We start from the raw sequence: 14764 nt of genomic DNA on the forward strand, positions 1-14764 counted from the left end.
GTTGGCGGCTGTCAGCGTAACCGCCGGGCGGGCCCTGTCCGTGGGGCTCGGGACCGCTGATCTTGGCGTGACAAAAGCGGTGGCCGTTCCAGGGGGCGGGGCGGGAGGATGCGCGGTGTCCCGAACCGTTCGAGGAGGGAACCGCCATGGATGTCGACCGACCCGAAGTCCGCACGCAGGCCGGGGTGTTGAGGGGCGAGGCCGGGAGGGCGGGTACGGCCGTGTTCCGGGGGATCCCGTTCGCCGAACCGCCCGTCGGCGCACTGCGGTTCGGGGCGCCTCGGCCGCCGCGGGGCTGGGACGGCGTACGGGAGGCGACCGCGTTCGGGACACCGCCCCCGCAGTCCGCGGCGTTCGGCATGGACGCGCTCGCGCCCCCGGACACCGACGACGGCGACTGGCTGACCCTGAACGTGTGGACGCCCGATCCCGGCCCCGGCGCCGGACTGCCGGTGATGGTGTGGCTGCTCGGGGGCGCGTACGTCATCGGGATGTCGGGCCTGCCCGAGTACGACGGCGGGCGGCTGGCGGCGGAGGGCGTCGTGCTGGTGACGCTCAACTACCGCCTCGGTATCGAGGGGTTCGCCCAGATCGAGGGCGCGCCCGCCAACCGCGGGCTGCTCGACCAGGTCGCCGCGCTCGCATGGGTGCGGGACAACATCCGTGCCTTCGGCGGCGACCCGGACCGTGTCACGGTCTTCGGCGAGTCGGCGGGCGCGGGGTCGCTCGCCGCGCTGCTCTCGATGCCGCGTGCGGCCGGGCTCTTCCGGCGGGCCGTCACACAGAGCGTGCCCGGCCCGTTCCTCTCGGCCCCGCTCGCCGAGGACATCGCCGGGGAGTTCGCGGCGGAGCTGGGGCTGCGGCCGACCGTGGACGACCTGGCCACGGTCGCTCCCGGGCTGCTGCCCGCGGCCGCGGACGCGGTCGGGGCGCGGATGGAGCGGTACACGCACCGGTGGGGAGTGCTGGCGCACACGGCGATCCCGCTGGCGCCCGTGGTGGACGGAGAGGTGCTGCCCCGCGCGCCCTGGGAGGCGCTCGCGGCCGGAGCCGCGCGTGACGTCGAGCTGGTGGCCGGGCATACGCGGGACGAGTACCGGCTCTTCATGGCACTCGACGGAACGCTCGGCGAGGGGCTGGCGGAGGACCGGGCGACGGCGGCACTGCGGACGTTCTCGCCCGGAACGGGCGGCTCGGGTGGCGAGGGCGGCTCCGGTGGCTCGGGTGGCGAGGAGGTGTACCGGAAGGCCTTTCCGGGGCTCGACGCGGCGGGGCTGTACGAGCTGGTCCACTCCGACTGGCTGTTCCGGATGCCGACACTGCATCTGGCCGAGGCCCAGCTCGCGGGCGGCGGCCGTGCCCACGTCTACGAGCTGGTCTGGGAGGCGCCGGGCATGGGCGGGCTGCTCGGGGCCTGCCACGGGCTCGATGTGCCGCTGGTCTTCGGGAACCTGCGCGGCGGGCTGCCCGCGGTGCTGTTCGGGGAGGCGCCGCCCGACGCGGCGGAGGAGCTGTCGGCGCTGTTCCGGGCCGCGTGGACGGGCTTCGCGGCGGGGGAGGGGCCCGGGTGGCCGGCGTACGACGTCGATCGGCGGCCGGTACGGCTCTTCGACACGCGGCCGACCGTGGCGGCGTACCCGGAGGAGGTCTCCCGGGAGCTGTGGAGGGAGCACGCCTTCGGGGCGTTGCCGCTGCTCGAACCGGGGGTCTGAGGGGGAGGGGCTGTAGTCGCCGTCACATCCGGGGGCCGCCGGGCGGGGCCGCCCGGTGACATGACGCACAGGCGTTTCGCGCCCTACTAGGGGCGGTAGTCGCGGGTGCGAGGTGGACAAAAAGGACCTTTGACCCTGGGGGTGGGTCCGAGGTCCTTACGGGTGGGCGGTGCGGGCGGCGGGGTGGGGCCGGGGCCGCGAGGGCCGGTCTGAAGTGGGCGTAAATCAGACTTCCGACAGAAAACCGGGAGGTTTTCGTATTCGGCGGTGCTTCTGTCAAGGAGTCGGAAGTTTCCTGGTCAAGTACGACTTGAGGTCGTAGAAGGGGTTTTTGGGGGATCGCGGGAGTACGGGTTACCAAGGGATGACCCCCGCCCGGCGCACCGACAGCGCGCCGGGTGTGTCGTTGCCCGTCCCCCCGGAGGTAGTCCCCATGTCGCAGCGCATCACGTCCCGCATACCCGGCACGTCCCAGCTCCGTACCCGGGCGGCCGTCCTGGCCCTCGGCCTGGGAGTGTCGACCGCCGTCGGAGCAGGGGTCGCGGACGCCAAGCCGAGCGCGGTCTCCCTGTCGAGCGCGGCCGCCGCCTCCGTGCAGGAGCAGGCCGCCGCCCAGGCGAAGGCCGCCCAGACCAAGAGCAAGGCCGCCGCCGAGAAGGCGCAGGCCAAGAAGGCCGCGGCCAAGCCTGCTGCCGCGAAGACGGCCTCCTCCTGGGTCGACCCCGTCAAGAAGTACAAGCTTTCCGCGAGCTTCGCCCAGGCCGGCAACCTGTGGTCGTCCACCCACTCCGGCCAGGACTTCGCCGTCTCCTCCGGCACCCAGGTCGTCGCCGCCCACGGCGGCACCGTCGTGAAGACCGGCGGCAACGGCGCCGGCGACGGGCCCGCGTACGGCAACGCCGTCGTGATCAAGCACGGCAACGGCACGTACTCGCAGTACGCGCACCTGTCCCGTGTGGACGTGAAGCCCGGCCAGGTCGTGAAGACCGGCCAGCGGATCGCGCTGTCCGGCAACACCGGCAACTCCAGCGGGCCGCACCTGCACTTCGAGATCCGTACGACGGCCAACTACGGCTCGGCGGTCGACCCGGTCGCCTTCCTGCGCTCCAAGGGGCTCAGCCTCTGACGGACCTCAGGAGTCGTGCGGGCCCGAGTGTGCCCGCGTGACCAGTTCGATGGCGACCTCCAGGACGGCTTTCCGCTTGTCCTCGGGGTCGCCTTCCATGTCCTTGAGGGCGAACATCCCGGCGTGCATGGTGAACAGCGCGCTCACGCAGCGGACCTGGTCCGTCAGCGGCGCCTCGGGCTCCCTGATGATGTCCAGCATCTTGACCATGCGGTCCTTGAACGACTCGCCGATGCTCAGCTCGCGGACCGTCGCCTGGTTCTCCTGCATGAAGCGGAAGAGGGGGGCCGCGTCGGTCAGGGCCTGGCTGTACCGGCGCAGGAGTTCCTGCTTGGTGTCCAGGGAGCGGGGCTGGCTCTTGCCCCACTCGATCATCTCGTCCATCGGCCTCGTCAGGTCCTCGAAGAGGCTGATGAGGATGTCTTCCTTGGTCTTGAAGTGGTAGTAGAGCGCGGCCTTGGTGACGTCCAGCCGTTCGGCGATCTCGCGCAGGGACGTCTTCTCGTAGCCCTGCTCGGCGAACAGTTCGACAGCCACGTCCTGGATGCGCTGGCGGGTGTCTCCGCGCCGCCGCTGCCTGCTGCCGCCCATCGTGGCCGCCCCTCGTCCTGGTCGCACGCCGCAGCGTGGGTAAAGAAAAACTTACTTGACGCCCGGCTAGTTACGGGTCTACTTTCCCCATTGTAGTCAACTTGCCGGTCGGCAAGTAAGTGGCAATGAAGTGCAGTACCCAGGGGAGTGGGCAGAGTGGCGGACACTAGGACGGTCGGAGCGGCCGGAGCAGCGGATGAGGCGGAGCCGGCGGACGCGGTGCCGGGGTCGGCTCCGGCTTCCGCTCCGGCTCCGAACGGGTCGGAGAGGCCGCGCAGGCCGCGTAGGCCGATCAAACCGATGAAGGCGGCGAAGCCCGCCAAGTCGGCCGGGTCGGCGAAGCCGGCCGAACAGGGGGACGCGCCGGCGAAGTCCGCGGCGGCGTCCCAGGCGTCGGCAGCGACGGCGGACGCCGTGGGCGCCGTGAGCGGCGCGGACGAGGGCAAGCAGCCCAGGAGCGTACGCGTCGTCCTGATGGCGCTGATGATCGCGATGATGCTCGCGATGCTCGACAACATGATCATCGGCACCGCGATGCCGACCATCGTGGGCGAGCTCGGCGGCCTGGAGCACCTCTCCTGGGTCGTCACCGCCTACACGCTCGCGACCGCCGCCTCCACCCCCATCTGGGGCAAGCTCGGCGACATGTACGGGCGCAAGGGCGTCTTCATGACGTCCATCGTGCTCTTCCTGATCGGATCGGCGCTCAGCGGAATGGCCCAGGACATGGGCCAGCTCATCGGGTTCCGCGCGGTCCAGGGACTCGGCGCGGGCGGTCTGATGGTCGGCGTCATGGCGATCATCGGCGACCTGATTCCGCCGCGTGAGCGAGGCAAGTACCAGGGCATGATGGCCGGAGTGATGGCCCTCGCCATGATCGGCGGCCCGCTGATCGGCGGCACCATCACCGACAACTGGGGCTGGCGCTGGTCCTTCTACATCAACCTGCCGCTCGGCGTCATAGCCCTGATCGCCATCAGCGCCGTACTGCATCTGCCCAAGAAGCGGGTGGACGCGCGGATCGACTACCTGGGCGCCGCGCTGCTCACCGTGGGCATCACCTCGATCGTGCTCGTCACCACCTGGGGCGGCACCGAGTACGCCTGGGGCTCCGCGCGGATCATGGAACTGATCGGCATCGGGGTCGCCGCGCTCATCGGCTTCCTCTTCGTGCAGACCAAGGCCGCCGCGCCGATCATGCCGCTGCACATCTTCCGCAGCCGCAACTTCACGCTGATGTCCGTCGTCGGGTTCGTCGCCGGGTTCGTGATGTTCGGCGCCGTGCTGTTCCTGCCGCTGTACCAGCAGTCGGTGCAGGGCGCGTCCGCGACCAACTCCGGACTGCTGCTCCTGCCCATGCTCGGCGCGATGCTCGTGACCTCGATGGTCGCCGGACGGGTGACCACCAGCACCGGGCGGTACAAGGCCTTCCCGATCGTCGGCAGTGCGCTGATGGTGGTCGGCCTCTACCTGCTGTCGCTCATGGACACCGACACGTCGCGGCTGACGTCCGGTGTGTACATGGCCGTGGTCGGTGCGGGCATGGGCTGTCTGATGCAGATCACCATGCTCGTGTCGCAGAACAGCGTCGAGATGAAGGACATGGGCGTCGCGTCGTCCAGCACCACGCTGTTCCGCACGCTCGGCTCGTCCTTCGGCGTCGCCATCATGGGCGCGCTCTTCAACCACCGCGTCCAGGACGTGATGGCCGAGCGGGCCGGGGCGCTCGGGTCCAAGGTGACCGAGCAGTCCGCGCAGCTGGACGCGGCGAGCCTGGCGAAGCTGCCGGTGGCCGCGCGGGAGGCGTACCAGCACGCTGTCGCGTCCGGGACGCATTCCGCGTTCCTGCTCGGGGCGGTCATTGCGGTGGTCGCGCTGGTGGGGGCCGTGTTCGTGAAGGAGGTTCCGCTTCGGGGGGCCGGCGGGGGTGCCTCCGGCGGGGAGAAGTCTGTGGAGACGGTCTGAGTCCGGGGGACTCGACGCCGGCCTGACGGCCCCTGGTTCCGGACGGTGTCCGGGGCTGGGGGCTTTTTCCTTCGCCCCCGCCGCCCCTACCCGTTCCCGTCACGTACTCAGGGGCTCCGCCCCCGAACCCCCACTCCTCAAACGCCGGAGGGGCTGGGGGGTGGGTGCCGGAGGGGCTGGGTGGTGGGTGCCGGATGGACTGGATGGGCGGGGAAGGCCGGATGGGCAGAGGCTGGATGCCAAGACACGCGGCGGGCCTGAAAATCGGGGCGCAGCCCCATTTTCAGGGGCGCGGGGAACTGCGCGGCCAGCCCCCACCGGCCCGCAGCCGAAGGCCGACACCCTGAGCCCGTCCGGCGTTTGAGGACAAGCGCGTCAGCGCAAGGGGCGCGGGGAACTGCGCGATCGGCCCCCACCGGGCCGCAGACGAAACCCGGCCCCGTCTCTCAGCCCGTCCGGCGTGTGAGGACAAAGAGGGGGACGGGCGGCGGCAGCCCCCGGGCAGGTCACTCCGGCAGCATGGGGTAACTGCCCGTGTTCGTCGGGGCGTGTTCCGGGAGCCAGAGCACCGCCACCGCCCCCTCCGCCGGCACCCCCTCAGGCGCCCCCACCGCCCGCACGTTGCGAAACGTGAGCCGCGCCCCCAGCACCCGCGCCTGCCCGGCCGCGATCGTGAGCCCAAGCCCGTGCCCGTGCCCCGCCCGGTCACTGCTGCCGGTGCGGAAGCGGCTGGGGCCGTCGGCCAGGAGCGCGTCGGGGAAGCCGGGCCCGTGGTCGCGGACCCGGATGACCCGGCCCTCGACGGTGACCTCGATGGGCGGCTTGCCGTGTTTGGCGGCGTTGACCAGCAGGTTGATGAGGACCCGTTCCAGGCGGCGCGGGTCGGTCGTCACCGCCGACTCGTGGACCACGCGGACGACGATCTCCGGGTCCCGCGCGATCACCCGCCGGGTCACGAACTCGCCCAGCAGGATGTCCTGCAACTCGGCCCGCTCGGACGCGCTGTCCAGCCGGGCCACCTCCAGCACGTCCTCGACCAGTTGCCGCATGGCCTGCGCCCGGTCCCGTACGAGCTCGGTGGGGCGTCCCGGCGGCAGGAGTTCCGCCGCGGTGAGCAGCCCGGTCACCGGGGTGCGCAGCTCGTGCGCGATGTCCGCGGTCACCCGCCGCTCCGCCTCGATGCGCTGCTGCAACGCGTCCGCCATCGCGTCCACGGCCCGCGCGAGGTCGTCGGTCTCGTCGCGCACGACCCCGCCGATGGAGTCCCGTACGCGCACGTCCGGTTCGCCCTGCGCGACCCGCCGGGCCGCCGTGGCCGCCTTGCGCAGCCGCCGTGAGAGCTGGCCGCCGATGAGGACGCCGAGCGCGCAGCCGCCGAAGACGACCGCGATCGAACCGATGAGCAGGGCCTCGTCGAGGTCCTTCAGGACGGTCGTGCTGCGGTCGGTGAAGTTCGTGTGCAGCGACAGGATGCGGCCGTCCTTGAGCGGTACGGCCGCCCAGATGTCGGGCACGCCGTCGGAGTGCTCCGTCACATAGGTCGCCCGCCGCCCGGCCGTCGCCTTCGCCAGCAGGTCCTTCGGCAGGGCGGGGTCGTCGATCCGGACGCCGGGGAAGTTCGGCCGCCCGGAGGCCTCGTAGTTCCGCTGCGCGATCTGGACGCGTTCGTCGGCGAGGTCGCGCGCGTTGTCGAGCATGGAGACCCGGGCGGCGTTGTGCACGACCAGGCTCAGCGCGACGGCGACCAGTGCTCCGACCGCCGCGATGGCGGCGCTCAGCTTCCAGCGGATCCCCGTACGCGGCATCAGGCGCCCGAGTCTCTCGCGCCGCCCGGCCGCACCGGCCCGCCTGTGCCCTTCCGCGTCCACGCCCCGCCCATCATGCCCGTGCCCGTACCCGTCCTCGCCGAACTCGCCCTGCACGCCGGCCGGGTTGTCGCTCGTCCCCCGCATCGTCCGCTCCGCTCAGGCCTTCAACTTGTAGCCGAAGCCGCGGACCGTCTCGATCCGGTCCTGGCCGATCTTCGTACGCAGCCGCTGCACATGGACGTCGACGACGCGGGTGTCCCCGCCCCAGCCGTAGTCCCACACCCGCTCCAGCAGCTTGTCGCGCGACAGGACCGTACCGGGTGACGACGAGAACTCCAGGAGCAGCCGCATCTCGGTGGGCGTCAGCGACACCGGGGCGCCGCCCCTGCGTACCTCCATGCCCTCCGTGTCGATCTCCAGCTCGCCGGAACCGGAGCCCGCGCCGAAGGTCAGCACACCGCCGCCGTGCTCGGCCGACGCACCGTCGCCGCCGTCGGCGGTGCGCGGCCCGCTCGCGTGTCCGAAGCGCCGCAGCACGGCCCGGATGCGCGCGACCAGCACGGCCCCGTCGAAGGGCTTGGTCACGTAGTCGTCGGCGCCCGCCTCCAGGCCGAGGACGACGTCGATGGAGTCGGCGCGGGCCGACAGCATGATCACGGGGACGGTCGACTCGTCGCGGATCCGGCGGCACAGCGACACCCCGTCGAGGCCCGGCACCATCACGTCGAGGAGCGCGATGTCGGGCCGGTCGGCCCGGAACGCCTCAAGTCCCGACAGCCCGTCGGGCATGGCGGTGACCACGAAGCCGTCGCGTTCCAGCGCGAGTTGGGTGGCCTCGCGGATGACGTCGTCGTCCTCCACGAACAGGACATGGGTCTGCTCTGCCATCCGGGTGCTCTCGTCTTCTCGGTCTGTCGGTCCATTGCGACTTGCTTGTGCGGTTGTGCGGTTGTGCGGTTGTGCGGTGGCACGGTTGCGTGGTCGTGCGATTGCTCGGTGCGGGGCTACTGATCGGTGGGGGCCGCGGACTCGCCGCCCACCACCTTGCTGTAGTCGTTGTGCGTCCTGGCCCGCTCGGTGAACCGGGTCGCCGTCCAGTGGTACGTGATCACTTCCTCGCCGGACGGATACGTCACCGAGTCGTCCTTCTCGTACACCTGCTGGGTGATCACCAGGTCGCCGCGGTCGATCTCCGCGTACACCGGGGGCTCCTCGGCGCGGAAGACGTTCTTGTACCCGTCGCCGTCCTCGCGGTACACGTACGAGCCGACGCCGACCGCGTCCCCGCAGGTCATCACGTTGATCACGACGTCCGCTGCGGAACCGCCGGTGAGGTTGCCGTACGACACGTCGACCGGGTACTCGTCGCCGACGCACGGCTTCAGATCGCGCTTGACGGCCGTACTGACCCCGGGGTCGGCCCTGACCATACGGACCGCGTCCACCCGGTCGGGAGTGGCCGGGGCCGGGGCCGGGAGCGAGGCGGAGGGGGCCGCGTCCCGGGCGCTTCCGGCGGCCGAGTCGGAGAGGGCCGGGCCCTCGTCCCGGGCGCCGGTGCCGCCCGTACCGCAGGCGGACACGGAAAGGCCGAGGGCGGCGAGCACGGCCGCTGCCGTGATCACCGCCTTCCGGACCTCACGGGCCCGCGGAGCCTCAGGGTCTAGGCCGCGCAACGCTCCCGCTCCTCACGCTCCGGCACGCGTACGCCGAGCTCGTTGTTCTCGTCGGACGCCCGGCGCTCCAGCTCCTCGCGGAGCCGGGCCAGCGCCCGGTGCAGGGTGCTCTTGACCGTGCCGGCCGACATGCCGAGGGCGGCGGCCGTCTCCTCCGTGGACATCTGCTCCCAGTGTCGCAGCACGACGACGCTGCGCTGCTTGGGAGCGAGCACCTTCATGATGTCCATCAGGAGCGCGCGGTCCGCGTGCTGCTCGGTGGAGTCGTCCACGCTCGCGTCCGGCAGCTGCTCGGTGGGGACCTCCTCCAGCTTGCGGGCCCGCCACCACTCCGTACGCGTGTTGATCATGACGCGGCGCAGATAGGCGTCGGCGAGGCGCTTGTCCGCGATGCCGTCCCAGCGTCCGTAGGTCCGCACCAGCGCGGTCTGCAGGAGGTCCTGGGCGTCGACGGGGTCGGGGACCAGGCGGCGTGCGCTGCGCAGCAGCGCGTCCTGCCGGGTGCGTACGTACTCTTCGAATTCGAGCACCTCGCCGTGCGCCATTTCAACCGCCTCCGTCCCCGTTCCGACCTGGTTGCTGCCGGGTGTCCGTTGCCTGCCGTACCGCTGGTCCGCGGTACGGCACTGAAGTTACGGAGCTGTTGTCACGGGGTTGTCCGAGCGAGCATGCGACGAGCGCTCGGCTGTCCATAGGTTGTGTAACGGAAGTAGGGCCTGGGTAAGACGGGATGCCGACTGGGGCGGGTACGAGGCGTTTTGCCCGCCGCGGCTCTGTCACCGAGCTCGGTGAAGCCTGTGGGTCAGCTCTGCGGGAGCCGGTACAGACCGCCGGCGAGGGGTTCGACCAGTCCGTCGGAGACCAGGCCGTCCAGGGCGCGGGCCCGCTGCACCGGCTCCTCCCAGACACGGTCGAGGGCCGACTGGGGTACGGGGGTGACCGCCTCGCGCAGTACGGCGAGCAGCCGGCCGCGCACCTGCCGGTCCGTACCCGCGTAGGTCTGGCCGCGCCGCGGCGGTCCGTCGTGCGCGGGCTTCCCGGCCAGCCGCCAGGCGCACAGGGCGGCGATCGGGCAGCGTACGCACGTCTCGTTCTTCGCCGTGCAGACGAGCGCGCCGAGCTCCATGGACGCGGCGGCCCAGAGCGCGGCCGTGCGCTCGTCGTCGGGCAGCAGAGTGCGGGCGAGCTTGCGCTCGGCGGCGGTCGTCGCGTTCGGCGGGTACTGGACCCCGGTGACGGCCCGCGCGAACACCCGCCGCACGTTCGTGTCGAGGACGGCGTGCCGCTGCCCGTACGCGAACGAGGCCACCGCCGCCGCCGTGTACTCGCCGATGCCGGGCAGCGCGAGCAGCTGCGCGTGCTCCGTGGGTACGTCGCCGTCGTGCCGCTCCGTTATGGCGACCGCGGCGCCGTGCAGGCGCAGGGCGCGGCGGGGGTAGCCGAGGCGGCCCCAGGCGCGGACGGCCTCGCCCGGCGCGTCCTCGGCGAGATCGGCGGGGCGCGGCCAGCGGGCCATCCACTGCTCGTACACCGGGAGCACGCGGCTCACCGGTGTCTGCTGCAGCATGAACTCGCTGACCATCACTCCCCACGGACCCGCGTCGGGCCGCCGCCAGGGGAGGTCGCGTGCGTGCTCCTCGAACCAGTCGATGACGGGGGCGTGGAGGTCGTCGCCGGCGGTTTCGTCGCCGACGGGCCCGCGGCTGTCGGCCTGGGCGGGGGGCGTGGGTTTCGTGGGCGCAGTCATGGCACGGCGATTCTTCCATGCGGGGGTGTGCGGGGAGGCTTGGTCGGGGGTGCGTCGTGTGTTGGGTGCGGGTCGGTGGGGGCTTGTCGCGCCGTTCCCCGCGCCCCTGAAAGCTGCCCCCGGGGGCAGCCCCGGAGTGGCCTCGAAGCCGCCCCCGGGCTGATGATCGGAAAAAGTTGGGGCCGTTGACGGCGGGTGAGGCCAGTGAACTCCCCGATCTCTCGTACAGTTTGCGCCGTGGGATCACTGCGCAATCCGGTCGGGCCGCTTCCCTCCTCCATCTACTGGCGACGGAGGGCCATTCTGGCGTCCATGTTCGCCGTGATGGCCCTGTTGGTCACCTGGGTGGTGACCTCCGACGGGGGAGGCGGCGGCAAGAACGACGCCGACGGGTCCAACGGCAAGAACCCCACCGCGTCGATCACTCCCGGCCCCTCGGACTCGGAGTCCGCGATCAGCCAAGCGCCGGGCGGGCGCGACGAGTCGAGCGACGGCGGTTCCGAGGGTTCGGGCGGCTCCGGTGGGTCCGGGGGCTCCGGCGGGTCGGGCGATTCCGGCGCGGGCGGGGCCGGTTCGGGTTCCGGCTCCGGCTCCGGGGGTGGCGGCGCGGACGACGGTGAGGGTGGCGGTGGCTCGGGCGACACGGTTCCGGCCGGGTCGAGCATCCCCAACTGCACGCCCGGTTCGGTGAAGTTGACGCTGCGCAGCGTCCACAACTCGTACACGCCCGACGAGAAGCCCACCTTCGAACTGATCGCGAAGAATTCCTCGGGCAGCGACTGCAAGCTCGATCTCGGTCCGAAGAGCGCGGTGCTGACGATCACTCAGGCGAAGGGTGACGACCAGATCTGGTCCTCGGCGGACTGCCCGACGGGTGCGGCGAGTGTTCTGTTCCGCATCCCGGCGAACGATCAGGTCATCCGCACGGTCGAATGGAACCGCAAGGCGAGTGCGCCGCAGTGTGCGACGCCGCCGGCGCTTTCGGCTGCGCCGGGCACGTACCTGGTCGAAGCGAAGCCGGCGGGCCTGCCGAAGTCGCAGACGTCTTTCGTCCTCAAGAAGGACTAGCGCGGACGCCTGCGGCTGCGGCTCGGATCGGCTGGGCTCGACATTCGAGTGCGGGCCCGGTGGGGGCGTGCCGCGCAGTTCCCCGCGCCCCTAAAACAGCGGGGCGCGCGGCAACGCAGTTCGCCACCCCCCATGCCTTGCGCCTCCAGGGACGCGAGGAACGGCGCAACCGGCACCCAAAATCCGACCCCGGCCCCCGCCTTTCAGGGGCGCGGGGAACTGCGCGACACGCCCCCATCGAGCCGCACCCGAAAGCCGAGCCCAGCCAGGGGGCTACGCCAAACCGCCGGACGGCTACACGTAGCGTTCGAGGATCGAAGACTCAGCCAACCGCGAAAGCCCCTCCCGCACGCTCCGCGCCCGCGCCTCCCCGACCCCGTCCACGGTCTGCAGATCGTCCACGCTCGCGGCGAGAAGCTTCTGCAGCCCGCCGAAGTGCTCGACCAGCCGGTCGATGATCGCGCCGGGCAGCCGCGGCACCTTCGCCAGCAGCCGGAACCCGCGGGGCGACACCGCGGAGTCGAGCGCCTCGGGCGACCCGGTGTACCCCAACGCCCGCGCCACGGTGGGCATTTCGAGCAGCTCGGCATGGCTCAGCGCGTTCAGTTCGAACAGCGCCTCGTCCACGGTGCGGGACCGCTTGGCCGTCGGCTCGGGCACATAGTCCCGTACGACGAGCTCCCGCTCGGGTTCGACCCCGGCGATCAGTTCGTCCAGCTGGAGGGAGAGCAGCCGCCCGTCCGTGCCCAGCTCCACCACGTACTCGGCGATCTCCGTGGCGATCCGGCGCACCATCTCCAGGCGCTGGGCCACCGCCGACACGTCCCGGACGGTGACCAGGTCCTCGATCTCCAGCGCGGACAGCGTGCCCGCGACCTCGTCGAGCCGCAGCTTGTACCGCTCCAGCGTGGCCAGCGCCTGGTTCGCGCGGGACAGGATCGCGGCCGAGTCCTCCAGGACCCGCCGCTGCCCGTCCACGTACAGCGCGATCAGGCGCATGGACTGGGAGACGGAGACGACGGGGAAGCCGACCTGCTTGCTCACCCGGTCCGCGGTGCGGTGCCGCGTGCCCGTCTCCTCGGTGGGAATGGTCGGGTCGGGGACCAGCTGCACGCCGGCCCGCAGGATTTTGGTGATGTCCTTGTCCAGCACGATGCCGCCGTCGAGCTTGCACAGCTCGCGCAGCCGCGTCGCGGTGAACTCGACGTCCAGCACGAATCCGCCGCTGCACATCGCCTCGACGGTCTTGTCCCAGCCGAGCACGATGAGCCCGCCGGTGTTGCCGCGGAGGATGCGCTCCAGGCCGTCGCGCAGCCCGGTGCCGGGTGCCACAGCGCTGAGAGCCGTGCGCATCAGGCCATCGGTGCCGGAACTCCCGCCGGACTTGCCGGGAACTGCTGCCCGGTCGTTGGCTGCCACTGCACTCCTCCGGTCGCAGGCTTTTTGAGGGCGCCCTCGGTTCGTACGGACGGGCGAGACCTGGGCAAAGTCTACCGGCGCTCTTCCTCGTCCCGTGGGGCGTCTCGCCGACGCGACCTCGGGAGGACCCGGAGCGCGTCCCCCATGTCGGCGACTTCCAGGACCTTCATACCGGCAGGGATCTTGCCCGGGTCGCTCGGAACAAGGGCGTGGGTGAAGCCCAGACGGTGTGCTTCGGCGAGTCTGCGCTGGACCCCCGTGACCCGTCTGACCTCGCCCGCGAGCCCCACTTCGCCGATCGCGACGAGGTTCTGCGGGAGCGGGGTGTCGCTCGCCGCGCTGGCCAGCGCGAGCGCGATCGCGAGGTCCGCTGCGGGCTCGGACAGTTTCACGCCACCGACCGTCGCGGTGTAGATGTCCCGCTTCCCGAGGGCGCTGATCCGGCCGCGCTGCTCCAGGACGGCGAGCATCATCTGGACGCGGGAGGTCTCCAGACCGGATGTCGTACGCCGCGGAGTGGGGATCTGGGTGTCGACGGTGAGCGCCTGCACCTCGGCCACCAGCGGGCGGCGGCCTTCGAGGGTGACGGTCAGGCAGGTGCCGGGGACGGGTTCGGCCCGACGGGTGAGGAAGAGACCGGAGGGGTCGGTGAGCCCGGTGATCCCCTCGTCGTGCAGTTCGAAGCAGCCGACCTCGTCCGTGGTCCCGTACCGGTTCTTGACGCCTCGTACGAGACGCAGGCGCGCGTGCCGGTCGCCCTCGAAGCTCAGGACGACGTCCACCAGGTGTTCCAGAAGACGTGGTCCCGCGATGGCGCCGTCCTTGGTGACGTGGCCGACGAGGAGGGTGGCCATGCCGCGCTCCTTGGAGGCGCGGATCAGGGCCCCGGCCACCTCGCGGACCTGGGACATGCCCCCGGGGGCGCCGTCGATCTCCGGAGAGGCCACCGTCTGTACGGAGTCGACGATGAGCAGGGACGGCTTCACCGCGTCCAGGTGGCCGAGGACCGCCGACAGGTCGGTCTCCGCCGCCAGGAACAGATTGTCGTCGATCGCCTTGATGCGGTCGGCGCGCAGCCGGACCTGGCTCGCCGACTCCTCACCCGTGATGTAGAGCGTGCGGTGCTCGTCGCTCGCCGCCTTGGCCGCCACGTCCAGCAGCAGGGTGGACTTGCCGACGCCCGGCTCGCCCGCCACGAGCACCACCGCGCCCGGTACGAGTCCGCCGCCGAGCACGCGGTCCAGTTCGGGCACGCCGGTCGAGCGGGCGGTCGCCTGGCGGCCGTCGACCTGGCCGATGGGCAGCGCGTTCGTGGTGACGCGGCCGGGAGCCGTCGTACGCACCGCGGGCGCGCCGTACTCCTCGACCGTCCCCCAGGCCTGGCACTCGGAGCAGCGGCCGAGCCACTTGGCCGTCTGCCAGCCGCACTCGGTGCAGCGGTAGGACGGCCGGTCCTTCGCGGTCTTCGTACGGGCAGCCATGACACGAACCGTAACCGCCGCCACTGACAGAGCCGTGACGGCCTGTTCGGTGGGCCGTACCGATAACGGGACAGCCTGCGCAAACCGGCCGCTTTTCCGTGTGGATGCGGCAGGGACACGACACGGAATACCGGACCGCTGCCCTCATTTGAGGGATCGTTTCACCCGTATGGA

12 protein-coding genes are annotated in these 14764 nt (G+C 71.5%); 4 read left to right on the forward strand and 8 right to left on the reverse strand.

The annotated features are described in order from the left end of the window. Nucleotides 1-146: 146 nt before the first annotated feature. Nucleotides 147-1712 (forward strand): carboxylesterase/lipase family protein, encoded by a 1566-nt coding sequence (locus ACZ60E_RS41505; RefSeq protein WP_469447380.1) that lies wholly within the window; start codon nucleotides 147-149, stop codon nucleotides 1710-1712. 433 nt (nucleotides 1713-2145) lie between these two features. Further along, nucleotides 2146-2838 carry a M23 family metallopeptidase gene (locus ACZ60E_RS41510; RefSeq protein ID WP_469447382.1) on the forward strand — a complete coding sequence of 231 codons (693 nt, stop codon included), beginning with the start codon at nucleotides 2146-2148 and terminating at the stop codon, nucleotides 2836-2838. A gap of 6 nt (nucleotides 2839-2844) precedes the next feature. Here the strand turns inward: ACZ60E_RS41510 and ACZ60E_RS41515 are convergent, their stop codons facing one another. Further along, on the reverse strand, nucleotides 2845-3429 hold the full coding sequence (locus tag ACZ60E_RS41515; RefSeq protein WP_384801706.1) for a TetR/AcrR family transcriptional regulator: 585 nt from the start codon (nucleotides 3427-3429) through the stop codon (nucleotides 2845-2847). A gap of 300 nt (nucleotides 3430-3729) precedes the next feature. Here ACZ60E_RS41515 and ACZ60E_RS41520 point away from each other — a divergent pair, with 300 nt between their 5' ends. Next, entirely contained in the window at nucleotides 3730-5394 is a 1665-nt protein-coding gene (locus ACZ60E_RS41520; protein WP_469447383.1) for an MDR family MFS transporter, read from the forward strand. Between the two features lie 506 nt (nucleotides 5395-5900). On the opposite strand, the gene cseC is transcribed toward ACZ60E_RS41520, so the two are convergent. From cseC to ACZ60E_RS41545, 5 genes are all read right to left on the reverse strand, one after another. After that, nucleotides 5901-7199 (reverse strand): two-component system sensor histidine kinase CseC, encoded by a 1299-nt coding sequence (cseC, locus tag ACZ60E_RS41525; protein WP_384801797.1) that lies wholly within the window; start codon nucleotides 7197-7199, stop codon nucleotides 5901-5903. Between the two features lie 159 nt (nucleotides 7200-7358). Continuing rightward, a complete protein-coding gene (cseB, locus tag ACZ60E_RS41530) occupies nucleotides 7359-8090 on the reverse strand; it encodes a two-component system response regulator CseB (RefSeq protein ID WP_384801712.1) in 732 nt (243 codons plus the stop codon). 116 nt (nucleotides 8091-8206) lie between these two features. Next, nucleotides 8207-8875, reverse strand: coding sequence for a hypothetical protein (locus ACZ60E_RS41535; protein ID WP_384801715.1), 669 nt, complete (start codon nucleotides 8873-8875; stop codon nucleotides 8207-8209). Continuing rightward, entirely contained in the window at nucleotides 8863-9420 is a 558-nt protein-coding gene (locus tag ACZ60E_RS41540; protein WP_384801717.1) for a SigE family RNA polymerase sigma factor, read from the reverse strand. The genes ACZ60E_RS41535 and ACZ60E_RS41540 overlap by 13 nt, the downstream gene beginning before the upstream one ends. 257 nt (nucleotides 9421-9677) lie before the next feature. Then, nucleotides 9678-10622, reverse strand: a complete 945-nt coding sequence (locus ACZ60E_RS41545; RefSeq protein ID WP_385835618.1) for an HhH-GPD family protein — start codon at nucleotides 10620-10622, stop codon at nucleotides 9678-9680. 237 nt (nucleotides 10623-10859) lie between these two features. Here ACZ60E_RS41545 and ACZ60E_RS41550 point away from each other — a divergent pair, with 237 nt between their 5' ends. Continuing rightward, complete coding sequence (locus ACZ60E_RS41550) at nucleotides 10860-11690, forward strand: hypothetical protein (RefSeq protein WP_385835617.1); 831 nt, start codon at nucleotides 10860-10862, stop codon at nucleotides 11688-11690. A 294-nt stretch (nucleotides 11691-11984) separates the two neighbouring features. On the opposite strand, the gene disA is transcribed toward ACZ60E_RS41550, so the two are convergent. Next, nucleotides 11985-13109 (reverse strand): DNA integrity scanning diadenylate cyclase DisA, encoded by a 1125-nt coding sequence (gene disA, locus ACZ60E_RS41555; protein WP_107022362.1) that lies wholly within the window; start codon nucleotides 13107-13109, stop codon nucleotides 11985-11987. Between the two features lie 71 nt (nucleotides 13110-13180). After that, entirely contained in the window at nucleotides 13181-14590 is a 1410-nt protein-coding gene (gene radA / locus ACZ60E_RS41560; protein WP_384801726.1) for a DNA repair protein RadA, read from the reverse strand. Between the last annotated feature and the right edge of the window lie 174 nt (nucleotides 14591-14764).

It is taken from the genome of Streptomyces sp. NPDC102514 (assembly GCF_055584525.1).

What these genes read in the sequence shown, in the direction of transcription:
- ACZ60E_RS41505 (WP_469447380.1), top strand. Translation starts at nt 147, where the DNA reads ATGGATGTCGACCGACCCGAAGTCCGCACGCAGGCCGGGGTGTTGAGG.
- ACZ60E_RS41510 (WP_469447382.1), top strand. Translation starts at nt 2,146, where the DNA reads ATGTCGCAGCGCATCACGTCCCGCATACCCGGCACGTCCCAGCTCCGT.
- ACZ60E_RS41515 (WP_384801706.1), bottom strand. Translation starts at nt 3,429, where the DNA reads ATGGGCGGCAGCAGGCAGCGGCGGCGCGGAGACACCCGCCAGCGCATC.
- ACZ60E_RS41520 (WP_469447383.1), top strand. Translation starts at nt 3,730, where the DNA reads ATGAAGGCGGCGAAGCCCGCCAAGTCGGCCGGGTCGGCGAAGCCGGCC.
- cseC (WP_384801797.1), bottom strand. Translation starts at nt 7,199, where the DNA reads ATGCCGCGTACGGGGATCCGCTGGAAGCTGAGCGCCGCCATCGCGGCG.
- cseB (WP_384801712.1), bottom strand. Translation starts at nt 8,090, where the DNA reads ATGGCAGAGCAGACCCATGTCCTGTTCGTGGAGGACGACGACGTCATC.
- ACZ60E_RS41540 (WP_384801717.1), bottom strand. Translation starts at nt 9,420, where the DNA reads ATGGCGCACGGCGAGGTGCTCGAATTCGAAGAGTACGTACGCACCCGG.
- ACZ60E_RS41545 (WP_385835618.1), bottom strand. Translation starts at nt 10,622, where the DNA reads ATGACTGCGCCCACGAAACCCACGCCCCCCGCCCAGGCCGACAGCCGC.
- radA (WP_384801726.1), bottom strand. Translation starts at nt 14,590, where the DNA reads ATGGCTGCCCGTACGAAGACCGCGAAGGACCGGCCGTCCTACCGCTGC.